The following is a 12,237-nucleotide window of genomic DNA, read 5'->3' as shown; positions in this document are numbered from 1 at the left end:
AGTGAGTTACCGCGTCGTGGTCAACCACGAGGAGCAGTACTCGATCTGGCCCGCGGGCCAGGACCTTCCGGACGGCTGGCGGGCCGACGGTTTCTCCGGCGGCAAGGAGGACTGTCTGGCCCACATCGACCAGGTCTGGACCGACATGCGCCCGCTCAGCGCCAGGAACACCGGCGCGAAGGCCGCGATGGAGGCCGAAGCAGAGGTCACCGTAAAGGCTGCCGCAGAGGCCGCCCCGGAGGTCACAGGTGTCTGACAAGTGGACCCGGCTCTCGGCGGATGACGACCGGGACGGCGCGGAAGGAGCTCGGCATGGTTAGGGAACGGCTGGCCGCGATGGTGGCCTCGGCTTCGGACGGGGCGGTCACGGCCGAGGAGGCGATGGCCGCGACGGTCCCGCTGTCGGCACTGGGGATAACGTCCCTGGCGCAGATGCGGCTGATCGACGCGGTGGAGAACGAGTTCGAGGTGGAGATCGACCTGGCGGGGGACGGGTTCGAGCTGCTGGACGACCTGGACGTGCTGGAGCGCTACATCATCAAGGCCCAACGCTCCGATTCCTGAACCTGGAGAAGCACATGGACATCCGGTTCTCGGGGAGCCGATCGGAAATCGCACCGTTGACCTGGGGGCAGTGGGCCATCTGGGACGCGATTCAGAAGACGGCGCCGGACGACCACTATTTCAACTTCGGCCGCGTGCTCGCGGTGCCCAAACGAGCCCGGCCGCTCACCGTGGAACGGGCCGCCGAGCTCCTGGGCGCGCTCGTGGAACGGCACGAGTCCCTGCGGACCCGGCTGAGGACGGGTCCGTACCCGGGGGCAGGGCCGTACCAGGCGCTGGAGGCCACCGGCGCCATCCCCGTCACCGTGTCCGACGGCGACCCGGAGAAGCTGCTGGACGCGCTGGCGGAGACGGCCTTCGACTACGAGGACGAGTGGCCGCTGAGGGTCGGGCTCGTGCTCGCAGGCGGCGAGGTCACCCACATCGTGCTCGTCTTCTGCCACGTGGCCGCCGACGGCCTCGGCGCCGCGATCGCGATCACGGACCTGCGGCTGCTGCTGCTCCGCGGCGCCCTGCCGGGGCCGCCCCCGCCCTCGCCGCTGGACCTGGCCCGCCGGCAGGAGTCGGACCGGGGCCTGAAGGTCGCCGGGGCCGCCGCCGCGTACTGGGAGAGCGAGTATCGGCGCATCCCGCCGACCATGTTCGACCAGCCCACGGACGCACCCGAGAATCCCCCCGTCTGGCGGGCGCAGCTCGTCTCCCGGGCGCTGGAACTGGCCCTCCAGAAAGTCGCCGCCGCGAACACCATGAGCACCTCGACGGTGCTGCTGGCCGCCACGTCCGCGCTGGCCGGCCGCGCGGGCGACCACGACGTGTGCGCGATGCTGCCGATCGTGGGAAACCGCTTCCGCGGCGACACCGCGAACGTGGTCACCACGCTCTCCCAGGAGGGCCTTTTTGTGCTGGACCTGCGGGCCAACAGCTTCCGCGACCTGCTGAGAGCGGCCAGACCCGCCTCGCTGCGCGCCTACCGCTCCGCCTACCACGACCCGCGCGACCGCAACCGGCTGGCCGCACAGGTCAGCCTGGAGCGGGGCACGCCGATCCACCCCTACTGCTGCTTCAACGACGCGCGCCTCGCCGACCGGGTGGACCCCTCCCACGACGAGCTGACCGTGCGGCGGGCGATGGACGCCACGACCCTGACCTGGCCGCTCAGCCAGGAGAAACTCAACTGCCGGTTCTGCCTGCACGTGAGCGGCGAACCCGGCGGGCTGGGCGTCTCGCTCACCGCCGACACCCGCTTCCTGTCCCGCAAGGCCATGGAGCGCTACCTGTTCGACCTGGAGTCGCTGATGGTCGAGGCGGCGTTCCACGAGGTGCTGGAGCCCATCGGATGACGGTCCACGCCTACGCCGAGGCCACCTCCTGTGTCCAGGGCGGCGAGCTCCGCTTCCATCTCGCCCGCGCGTCCCGGGCGCCCCTCCGCGGCTCGGTGCTGGTGGAGGACGTGGCCACGGACCTGCCCGTGCTCGACGGGGAGTTCGGCGCCCCCCTGTGGACCCTCGACGTGCCCGGGGACTGGCCGAGCTCGCTCTACCGCGCGATGTTCACCGCCGACGAGGACGTCTGCGAGGTCTACTTCGTCGTACGGGCCGCCCGGCCGAGCTCGCCGATCCTGCTGTCGATCCCGTTCCCGACCTGGCAGGCCTACAACCGGGCGGGCATTCCCGGCGAGTCCATCTACTGGAGCGAGCAGCCCACCCGGGCCTCGCGCGTCTCCTTCGACCGGCCGGGCGGCGGCCCGCCTCCCGAACGCTGGGAGGAGGGAATGCTCCGCTGGCTGGGCCCGGCCGGATACGACGTGGACTACTGCTCCGGTCTCGACCTTCACGAGGGATCCGGCCTGCTCGCGGGCAGGCGGCTGCTGGTGCTCAACGGCCACGACGAGTACTGGTCGGCGGAGATGCGCGACAACGTCGAGGAGTTCGTCCGCCGGGGCGGCAACCTGGCGGTGTTCTCCGGCAACACCTGCTGGTGGCAGTTCCGGCTGGAGGACGACGGGCGGACCATGGTCTGCTACCGCGACGCGGTCGCCGACCCGATGTCCGCCGTGGAGCCCGGGCTCACCACGGTCGAGTGGTCCAGTGCGCCGGTGAACCGGCCGGAGAACGGCCTGACCGGTGTCAGCTTCCGGCGGGGCGCCGGGACCTGGGGGCCGTACATGCAGCTGATGCACGAGGAGTCCTACACCACCCGGTTCCCCGAGCACTGGGTCTTCGAGGGGACCAAGCTGGGCGAGGGCGACACCTTCGGCCGGGGCGCGATCGGCTACGAGACGGACGCCTGCGACTTCACGGAGGTGGACGGCGTTCCGGTGGCCACGGGGCGCGACGGCACCCCGCCGTCCTTCGTCGTCCTGGCCACCGCCGACCTGCGCCACTGGCACCGGTACGGCCAGGGCGGCATGGCCACCATGGGCGTCTTCGGGCTCGGTGCCGGGACGGTGTTCACCGCCTCCACCGTGAACTGGGGCAACACCCTGCACGACCCGGCCGTGGACCGCATCACCCGCAACGTGCTGGACCGGCTGGCCTCCCCGGTGAACGGGTGGGAGGTGATCGGCCCCCGCGACTCGATCCGGGCGCTGACCGTGTGCGACTCCCAGCTGTACGGGGTGGGGGTGGACGACGTCCTGTACCGCCGGGACGTCTCCGGCCAGAACCTGCGCTGGCAACGGATCGACTCCGGCGGCGGCGTCGTCGCCATGGCCACCCCGCGAGAGGCGTCCGCCACCAGACCCATCGGCCTGTACGGCCTGACCGGCGACAACCGGCTCGTCTACCGCGACCCGGGTGCGAAAGCCCCCTGGACGGTGCTCGGCAGGGGACCCTCCGGCGGGGTGGGGCTGGCCCTGGTGGACGGCGATCTGTGGGCCGTCACCGCCCACGGCGGCCTGTGGCGCCTCCCGGCGGAGGCCTCCGAATGGATCCGGGTCGACGACAGCGCGGGCGCCATCGCCCTCACCGCCCTGAACGCCCGCCTTCACATCGTCGACCCCACCGGCCGGATCCGCACCCGGATGCCCCTGCCGACCCCCACCGAGTGGACCGACCTCTGCACCGCCGGTGACTGCACCGTCCTCACCGCCCACGCCGGCCGCCTGATCGGCACCACCCCCGGCCACCCCCTCCGCTGGAGAACCCCTCTCCCCGACCTCTGACGCGGCTTCTCCGTCTCGGCGAGCTGATCCCGGACGCATGCACGGCCCGGCGCCTTCTCCGCGCCGGGCCTCGCCGCGCCGACACCACGTTCGCCTGGCGCGGGGGTGGAAGTCCTGGCCGACCTGACGGCAGGCGGGCTCACGCGTCAGCTGGACGACGCGGCGCTGTTCCCGTACCGAAGTAGCGGGTCGTCAGCGGGTGCGACCGAAGCTCCTGATGCGCACGGCGACGGCGTTGGGATCGGCGACCTGCACGACGACGAAGGCCAGCGGTCCGTCGTCAAGCTCTATCCGCAGTGCCGTCCCACGCTGTCCGCCATCGGGTTTCTGTACGCCCGGACCCAGTCCACCTCGAGCCGGGCGGGGAACACGGTGCCGGCGTCAGGCTCCCCGACCCATTCGCCGCCGCCCACGGCCAGGTCCAGGATCATCGCGTGGGGGTCGCGGAACGACTGCGCCCACGCGGGACCGGCCTGGGCCGCGGTCAGCGTACGGGTGACCACGCCGTCGACCGACCACTTCAGGTACCCGTTGGCGCCCGCGTCCCAGTCCACGGCGTAGGTGTGCCAGCCGGCGATCGTCTGCCCGGCCGGCAGCGTCGTGCTGCCGCCGAAGTCGATGTCCGGCGCCCAGTCGTGCGCGTGCCGCTCGGCCGGCGGTGTCGGGCTGCCGGCGAAGCCATCGTCCGGCATCCCGTTATGCGCGTGCTGCTCGACGAGCGTCGGATGGTCGCCGAGCGCCTCCATCACGTCGATCTCGCCGCTGGCGGGCCAGCGGACCTCGGCGCTGTTCGCACCGACCGTCCAGAAGGCCGGCCACAGGCCCTTGCCCAGCGGAGCCCGCATCCGCGCCTCCAGGTGGCCGCCCGCCTGAGCCCAGGAGGAGAGCCCCTCGCCACCTTCCCAGTCGAGCATGCTCAGCCGGGCTGAGGCGTAGCGGCAGGCGACGGGGCCGCACCGGGCGCCCGGGGTGACGGCCCGGTCGGCGGTGAGCACGAGGTGTCCCTGCCCGTCCAGCTGAGCGTGGTCGAGCCTGTATTCGGCGAGGGTGCCGGTGCAGCCCCGCTTCCAGCAGGGGTCGTTGAACCAGACCGGCGAGCTCAGGCCGGTGTTCGGGCCGGCGCCCGTCGGGCCGGTGAAGTCCTGGCCGAACGTCAGCGGGTTGACCCCGGTGAGCGTCCGCACGGCGAGTTTCCCCGGGTCGCGCGACTTGACGGCGGCGACCACGGACCCGGCCACCGGTGCGTCCGGGTTGGTCGGCGAGGAGTCCACCATAACGGTCACCGCGGCCGATGCCGGGACCGCACCGAAGGTCACCGTGACCGGTGCGACGGACAGGACAGCCAGGATATGGACGATACGACGCATGGATCGCCTTTCGCAGGGAGAGCAGGATCGAGACCTGCCGCCGATGGCTCCGTACGGGGGCCGACATCGGTCATCGCACCAAACGGGGCGCACTTGATTATTTTGACCGATCGTTACAGATAAGCGTAGGGTCCTCGCACGGCACAGGTCGGGGTTCGACGCCAAGACTGCGCCCGGGTTTCCCATGCCCAAAATCTGTAACGATCAGTCAAGATTTTTAAGAGCAGAGTCCGGACGGGTGGCAGCGGCCGTTCTTCGGCGATCACCACACTGGGAGGCCCCGTGGAAAACGACACGCTACGACGACTGTCGGACGTCGAGGAGATCAAGCAGCTCAAGGCGCGTTACTTCCGCCACCTCGACACCAAGGACTGGGATGCCTGGCGCGAGGTGTTCACCTCGGACGCGCGGGTGGAGGTCGGCGGGGTCGTCAGGACACCCGACGAGTTCGTCTCCGTCACCCGCGCGTGGCTCGGCGACGCCGTGAGCGCGCATACCGGATACATGCCCGAGATCGAGATCACCGGCCCCGACACCGCCACCGGGATCTGGGCCATGCGGGACCACATCGCCTTCCCGGAGAACGGCGGGGCGCCTCGGGTCCGCACAACACGCACCGGGCCACCATCGACGGCCCACCTCATCCTCTGAGCGGCCCGGTAAATCGGTTGCCTTCCGGAGCGGCCGTCTGCTGTCCTTCCAAGGACAGCCGATCAACCGAGGAGCCACCACCATGTGCCGAGCGTTCATGTCCATCCAGGAGGGAATCGCCATCTATCTCAAGGACATGACACATCGTGCGAACGCTCAACCTGGGAATTCTGGCGCATGTTGACGCCGGCAAGACGAGCCTGACCGAGCGGCTGCTCCACGCCGCCGGAGTCATCGACGAGATCGGCAGCGTCGACGACGGCAGCACCCAGACCGATTCCCTGGCGCTGGAACGGCAACGCGGCATCACCATCAAGTCCGCCGTCGCCTCCTTCGTCGTGGACGACGTCACGGTCAACCTGATCGACACACCCGGCCACCCGGACTTCATCGCCGAGGTGGAGCGGGTGTTGAACGTGCTCGACGGCGCCGTGCTGGTCGTCTCCGCCGTGGAGGGCGTACAGGCGCAGACCCGCGTGCTGATGCGGACCCTGCGGCGGCTGCGCATTCCCACCCTCGTCTTCGTGAACAAGGTCGACCGCGGTGGCGCCCGGTACGAACGCGTGGTGCGGAGCATCACCGAGAAGCTGACCCCGGCGAGTATCTCCATGGGCTCGGTTCTCGGGATGGGCACCCGCGACGCGCTCTCCGTGCCCTACGGCGCCACCGACGCCGGCTTCACGTCCGGTCTGATCGGCCTCCTGGCCGACCACGACGACGCGTTCCTCACCGCGTACGTCGACGACGAGGTGGCGCTCCCCTACCTCCGGCTCCGCGCCGGACTCGCGGCGCAGACCGGACAGGCGCTGGTGCATCCGCTGTTCTTCGGCTCGGCGATCACGGGCGCGGGCGTGGACGCGCTGATCGCCGGCATCACCGAGCTGTTGCCCGCGGCCGAAGGCGATGCCGACGGCCCGATCTCGGGCACCGTCTTCAAGGTCGAACGCGGTCCGGCCGGGGAGAAGATCGCCTACATCCGCATGTTCTCGGGAACGGTACGAGTACGGGACCGGCTGCGCCTCCGCGAGGACGAGGAGGGGAAGGTCACCGCGATCAGCGTTTTCGAGCGCGGCTCGGACCTGTCGCGTGACGCGGTGGCCGCGGGACAGATCGGCAGGCTCTGGGGACTCGGCGACATCCGCATCGGCGACGCGATCGGCGTGCCGCGCACGACGACTTCGGACGGCCGTCACTTCTCCCCGCCGACCCTGGAAACGATCGTCGCCCCCTGCCGCCCCACCGACAGGGGAGCGCTGCACCTCGCGCTCACCCAGCTCGCCGAGCAGGACCCGCTGATCAACCTTCGACAGGACGACCTCCGGCAGGAGACGTCCGTCTCGCTCTACGGCGAGGTGCAGAAGGAGGTCATCCAGGCAACGCTGGCGGAGGATTTCGGCGTCGACGTCACCTTCCGCGAGACGACGACCATCCACATCGAACGGCCGGTCGGCACCGGCGCGGCCGCCGAGATCCTCCACGCCGAGTCCAACCCGTTCCTCGCGACCGTCGGGCTGCGCGTCGAGCCGGCGCCGATCGACACCGGCGTGGAGTTCAGGCTGGGCGTCGAGCTCGGGTCGATGCCGTTCTCGTTCATCAAGGCGGTCGAGGAGACCGTGCGGGAGACCCTGAACCAGGGGCTCTACGGATGGCAGGTCACCGACTGCACGGTCACCCTGACGCATTCCGGTTATGCGGCGCGGCAGAGCCATTCCCACGGCGTCTTCGACAAGAGCATGTCGAGCACCGCCGGGGACTTCCGCAACCTGACGCCGCTGGTCCTGATGAGCGCGCTGACGCAGGCCGGCACCAGGGTGCACGAGCCGATGCACCGCTTCCACCTCGACCTGCCGGCGGACGTGTTCGGATCGGTGCTGCCCGTGCTGTCGCGGCTGCGCGCCGTGCCGCAGACCTCGGTGACGCGGGGCTCGTCGTATCTGGTGGAGGGTGAGATCCCGGCCGCTTCGGTGCACGGGTTGGAGCAGCGACTGCCGTCGCTGACCAGCGGCGAGGGCGTGCTGGAGTGCGCCTTCGACCACTACCGGCCGGTCCGCGGCACGGTCCCGACCCGGCCGAGGTCGGACCACGACCCGCTCGACCGCAGGGAGTACCTGCTGCGTGTCGTGCGCCGGGTCGGCGGGCGCGGGGAGGGCGCGTGATCGCGGCGGTGCCGTACGGAGCCGGAGGCCGAGACCGTGGACGGTGCCGGACGGGGTCCTGAGGCCGGGGACCGTAACCGGCGCCGGTGCCGTACAGGGTCAGGGGAGGCGGGCACCGTAGAGGCGGCGGTGCCGTACGGGATCAGAGGAGGCGGGGGCCGTAGAGGGCGGAGGCGGCTCCGGTGGTCATGGCCCAGTAGCGGTCGCCGTAGGACCAGTGCCACCACTCGGTGGGGTAGTTGACCAGGCCCGCCGACTCGAGGGCGACGCCGAGGAGTTTGCGGTGGTGGCGGGCCTCGGGTGACAGTCCTGGAGCGTCGGTGTAGCAGGCGCCCTCGCTCTGCTCGGGGGTGGCGTTGAGCGGCGTGCCCATGTCGAGTTCGACGCCGTCCTCGGTGCACAGCGTCAGGTCCACCGCCGCGCCGGCGGTGTGCGGGGCCACCTCGACGGGCGAGACATAGCGACTGGCCGCCACCCGGATCTCCGCGGGCGACATTTCCGGGAATGTCGCCCGCAACTCCGCCGAGTACTTCTCGAAGATCTGTCGCTGCGTCGCCAACGGCCGGTAACCCTCCACGACCAGGAACCGGTATCCCGGCGGAAGCTGCGTCTGTGCGCCCTCCAGCCGGCCCAGCACTCCCTCCCGCAGGTGCGCGAAGGCCCCCTCGGGATCGGCCAGCCGGTCGTCCGTTCGCAACCGCCCCCGGACGTCGATCAACCGCTCTCCGGACTCCTCGACGGGGATCGAGGAGACGCGGGGGTCAGAGATCAAAACGATGTCGCGCATGCCGGTAATTCTCACACCGTTTCAGAGAGCGCCTGTTCCCGGGCCTGCCGGAGCACCGGAACCAGGGCGTCGGAGCGAGATCGACCCCCGTCACGATCCGCTAACGATCGTTTCTTTTAAGAAAGTTTCTTGTTAGTTTAGCGAGGGTCAGCCCGCCGGCAGGCAATCCAGGCCGCGGGTTGTGGCAGCTCCGATCGCTCCCAGCGAGCACAGAGGGTCGCGGGGACCCCAGCCGATAACAGATGAGCGCAAACCCCGGCGAAAGCCTGAAAGGGAGACCTCCAGTGAAGTTCGCGAGAATCGCCACCACGACGGCCACCACCGCCGCCCTCGCCCTGGGCCTCGCCGCCTGTGGTAGCAGCGAGCCCGCGTCGACCTCCGAGTCCGCCGCGTCCGCTCCCGCCGCCTCCGGCCCCAAGTTCGCCGGCCAGACTCTGACCGTGTGGCGCCTCGGCGCTCCGGACGAGAAGCAGAACGCCCTCATGACCGACTTGAACGCGAAGTTCAAGGAGACCACCGGCGCCGAGGTCAAGGTCCAGTGGGTGCCGTGGCCGGACGCGCAGGCCAAGTGGACCGCCGCACTGGCCGGCGGAGAGGGTCCGGACGTCACCGAGTTCGGCAACGACCAGGTGGCCGCCTGGGTCGCGCAGGACGCCCTCACCGACATCACCGAGGTCGTCAAGGGCAACCCCGACTTCCAGCAGATCCCGCAGAACCTGTGGGGATACGAGACGGTGGACAGCAAGATCTACGCCGCTCCGTGGGGCGGCGGCACCCGCGCCGTCCTCTACCGCACGGACTGGTTCAAGGAGCTGAACATCGAGGTTCCCAAGACCTGGGAGGACCTCGTCGCGGCCGGCAAGAAGATCGTCGCCGAGAAGGGCAAGGACGTCGACGGCTTCGCCTTCAACGGCGGCTCCGACGCCAACATGTCGCTGTCCCCGTTCGTCTGGTCGGCCGGTGGCGACTTCGCCGCGTTCGAGGGCGGCAAGTGGGTCGGCAAGCTGACCGAGCCCGGCTTCAAGGAGGGCTTCCAGTTCTACACCGACCTGGTGGTCAAGGACGGTGTCTCGCGCAAGTCGGCCCTGACCCAGAACTCCGTGGACATCGCGACCCGCTTCGCCAACGGCAAGGTCGGCATGTACGTGACCGGTGGCTGGGACATCACCACCATCAAGGAGCAGAGCGGCGGCAAGGTCGACGACGCGAAGATGGGCTTCTTCTCGCTCCCGGCCAAGGACGGCAGCGGCCCGGCCCCGGCCTTCCAGGGCGGTAACGACATCGCCATCTGGAAGGACGCCAAGAACGTCGAGCTGGCCGGCGAGTACGTGAAGCTGGCCGCCGGCAAGGAGTTCGGCACCCGCTACGCCAAGGACGGCGGTCTCCTGCCGCTGTATCCGGAGGCGCTGGCCGAGTACGCCGCCGACCCCGTGCAGGCGCCGTTCGCCGAGACCTTCAAGGTCGCCAAGGGCTTCCCGAACGACACCAACTGGGCCGAGGCCAATGACACCAAGGCGGTCCTGCAGACCGCGGCCCGCTCGGTCATCGAGGGCAAGAAGGACGTCGACACCGCTCTGGCCGACGCCAACAAGGAACTCGAAGAGATCCTGAACCAGTAGCCATGGCCAACACCTCAACCGTCGCCCGGGACGGGGGCTCGTCCCTCGCCCCGGCGCGGGGGCGCCACACCGGCAAATCCCCGCGCAAGCCAAGCGGACTGCCCGACTGGGTGGTCCCCTACGCGCTGCTCCTTCCCGGTCTCGTGGTCATCGCCGGCCTGCTGCTCTACCCGCTGTACCAGATGGTCGTCATGTCCTTCCAGAACGTGGGACTGCGGCAGATCCGGGGGGTGCCGGCCGAGTCCGTCGGCTTCGAGAACTACCAGAAGCTGTTCGAGTCGGAGCTGTTCTGGACGTCGCTCCGCAACACCGTCGTCTTCGCGGTCGTCACCGTGGCGCTTACCCTGACGCTCGGCACGCTGGTCGGCCTGCTGCTCCACAAGCTCGGCAAGAAGATGTCGACCTTCCTCATCGTCGGCATCATGGCGGCGTGGGCCACCCCCCAGATCGCCACCGCGATCATCTGGCGCTGGCTCTTCGACGCGGAGTCGGGTGTCATCAACTGGGCGCTCAACATGCTCCCCGACTGGTTCTCCTCCCTGCTGTTCGGCCGCTCCGACTGGACCGGCGAGCCATGGCTCAACGACGCGCTCACCATCTACATGGTGCTCATCGTCGCGGTGGTCTGGGCGTCGTTCCCGTTCATCGCGGTCTCGGTGCTCGCCGGGCTGAAGAGCATCTCCCAGGAGCTGTACGAGGCGGCCCGGATGGACGGCGCCTCCGCGTGGCGCATCTTCTGGCGGATCACCTTCCCGCTGCTGAAGCCGGTCTTCGCGGTGCTGGTCGTGCTCTCGATCATCTGGGACTTCAAGGTCTTCACCCAGCTGTTCGTGCTGGCGGGCGGAACGTCCAACCGTGAGGCCTTCAACCTGTCGCTGTTCGCCTTCACCCAGGCCTTCAGCGCGCCGCCCAAGATGGGCATGGGAGCGGCCATCGCGGTGGTGCTGACGCTGATCCTGCTCGTCATCACCTTCTTCTACGTCCGCCAGATCGTGAAGACGGAGGACGTGCGATGACCACTTTCGAGACACCCGGGCGGTCCGGGCAGCTCCAGGCCAGCAGGAAGCTCAAGCAGCGCAAGCAGCTCGGCAAGTTCGGTCTCAACACCGCGGCCGTCGTGGTGTTCGTGTTCGCGGTGTTCCCCGTCTACTGGATGGTGACCACGGCGTTCAAGAGCAGCGAGCAGATCTTCACGACGGACTTCATCCCGTTCCCGACCGACCCGACCCTGGACCACGTCAAGCGGGTCTTCACCGAGGGCGTCGCGGGCCACTCCATCTGGCGCTACCTGCTCAACAGCTCCATCGTGGCCCTCGGCACCGTGCTCATCGGCGCCGTCTTCTCCCTGCTCGCGGCGACCGCCGTGGCCCGCTTCCGCTTCCGCGGACGCGCCCCGTTCCTGGTCCTGCTCCTCATCGTGCAGATGGTGCCGGGCGAGGCCCTGCTCATCCCGCTCTTCATCATGGTCCGGCGGGCGGGACTGTACGACCAGCTCTTCGGGCTCATCGTGGTGAACATCGCGATGACGCTGCCGTTCGCGATCTGGATGCTCCGCACCTTCGTCGCGGCGGTGCCCAGGGAGCTGGAGGAGGCGGCCTGGATCGACGGCGCGAGCCGGTTCACCACCTTCTGGCGGGTCCTGTTCCCGCTGGTGGCGCCCGGTCTCGTCGCGACGAGCATCTTCTCGTTCATCACCGCCTGGAACGAGTTCGTGTTCGCGCTGACCCTGATCAGCGACCAGGGCAGCTACACCATGCCCGTGGCGCTGCGCTACTTCGTCAGCCAGCGGTCGGTGGACTGGGGCGGCATCATGGCCGCCTCCACCCTGATGACCATCCCGGTGATCATCTTTTTCCTTCTGGTGCAGCGACGGATGGTCTCCGGCCTCGTCGCGGGCGCCGTCAAGGGCTGACCCCCCCGGTGCTGGTAC

The 12,237-nt window shown here is 69.5% G+C and carries 11 protein-coding genes; 9 read left to right on the top strand and 2 right to left on the bottom strand.

Features of this window, described 5'->3' with window-relative positions; genetic code table 11:
* Position 1: 1 nt before the first annotated feature.
* Genes CHC08_RS53015 through CHC08_RS30600 form a run of 4 tightly spaced genes read left to right on the top strand, consistent with a single transcriptional unit; the run spans position 2 to position 3,727 of the window.
* Positions 2-256 carry an MbtH family protein gene (locus tag CHC08_RS53015; RefSeq protein ID WP_089210852.1) on the top strand — a complete coding sequence of 85 codons (255 nt, stop codon included), beginning with the start codon at positions 2-4 and terminating at the stop codon, positions 254-256.
* 56 nt (positions 257-312) lie between these two features.
* Positions 313-564 carry an acyl carrier protein gene (locus CHC08_RS30610; protein ID WP_089210881.1) on the top strand — a complete coding sequence of 84 codons (252 nt, stop codon included), beginning with the start codon at positions 313-315 and terminating at the stop codon, positions 562-564.
* A gap of 14 nt (positions 565-578) precedes the next feature.
* Positions 579-1,904 (top strand): condensation domain-containing protein, encoded by a 1,326-nt coding sequence (locus CHC08_RS30605; protein WP_089210851.1) that lies wholly within the window; start codon positions 579-581, stop codon positions 1,902-1,904.
* Positions 1,901-3,727: a N,N-dimethylformamidase beta subunit family domain-containing protein gene (locus CHC08_RS30600; RefSeq protein ID WP_089210850.1), complete on the top strand. Its 1,827-nt coding sequence runs from the start codon at positions 1,901-1,903 to the stop codon at positions 3,725-3,727. Before CHC08_RS30605 ends, CHC08_RS30600 begins: the two co-directional genes overlap by 4 nt.
* Positions 3,728-4,014: 287 nt before the next feature.
* Here the strand turns inward: CHC08_RS30600 and CHC08_RS30595 are convergent, their stop codons facing one another.
* Positions 4,015-5,094 (bottom strand): glycoside hydrolase family 16 protein, encoded by a 1,080-nt coding sequence (locus tag CHC08_RS30595; RefSeq protein ID WP_179282302.1) that lies wholly within the window; start codon positions 5,092-5,094, stop codon positions 4,015-4,017.
* Positions 5,095-5,376: 282 nt separating this feature from the next.
* On the opposite strand from CHC08_RS30595, the gene CHC08_RS30590 reads away from it, so the two are divergent.
* Positions 5,377-5,745, top strand: a complete 369-nt coding sequence (locus CHC08_RS30590; protein ID WP_179282301.1) for a nuclear transport factor 2 family protein — start codon at positions 5,377-5,379, stop codon at positions 5,743-5,745.
* A gap of 146 nt (positions 5,746-5,891) precedes the next feature.
* Complete coding sequence (locus tag CHC08_RS30585; protein WP_179282300.1) at positions 5,892-7,901, top strand: elongation factor G; 2,010 nt, start codon at positions 5,892-5,894, stop codon at positions 7,899-7,901.
* 142 nt (positions 7,902-8,043) lie between these two features.
* On the opposite strand, the gene CHC08_RS30580 is transcribed toward CHC08_RS30585, so the two are convergent.
* Complete coding sequence (locus CHC08_RS30580; RefSeq protein ID WP_089210846.1) at positions 8,044-8,688, bottom strand: M15 family metallopeptidase; 645 nt, start codon at positions 8,686-8,688, stop codon at positions 8,044-8,046.
* A gap of 284 nt (positions 8,689-8,972) precedes the next feature.
* Here CHC08_RS30580 and CHC08_RS30575 point away from each other — a divergent pair, with 284 nt between their 5' ends.
* The 3 genes from CHC08_RS30575 to CHC08_RS30565 are packed head-to-tail and all read left to right on the top strand — an operon-like array spanning position 8,973 to position 12,219.
* Entirely contained in the window at positions 8,973-10,307 is a 1,335-nt protein-coding gene (locus CHC08_RS30575; protein ID WP_089210845.1) for an extracellular solute-binding protein, read from the top strand.
* Positions 10,308-10,309: 2 nt separating this feature from the next.
* The gene (locus tag CHC08_RS30570) at positions 10,310-11,323 is read left to right on the top strand and encodes a carbohydrate ABC transporter permease (protein ID WP_089210844.1); all 1,014 of its coding nucleotides are present in this window, start codon (positions 10,310-10,312) and stop codon (positions 11,321-11,323) included.
* Positions 11,320-12,219, top strand: a complete 900-nt coding sequence (locus tag CHC08_RS30565; protein WP_089210843.1) for a carbohydrate ABC transporter permease — start codon at positions 11,320-11,322, stop codon at positions 12,217-12,219. The genes CHC08_RS30570 and CHC08_RS30565 overlap by 4 nt, the downstream gene beginning before the upstream one ends.
* Positions 12,220-12,237: the final 18 nt, after the last annotated feature.

Origin of the sequence: Streptosporangium subroseum (assembly GCF_900188345.1) — a bacterium.
In the GTDB taxonomy this organism is placed as follows: Bacteria; Actinomycetota; Actinomycetes; order Streptosporangiales; family Streptosporangiaceae; genus Streptosporangium; species Streptosporangium subroseum.
The sequence above is the reverse complement of the archived record's forward strand: the minus strand, read 5'-3'. Positions and strand labels throughout refer to the sequence as shown.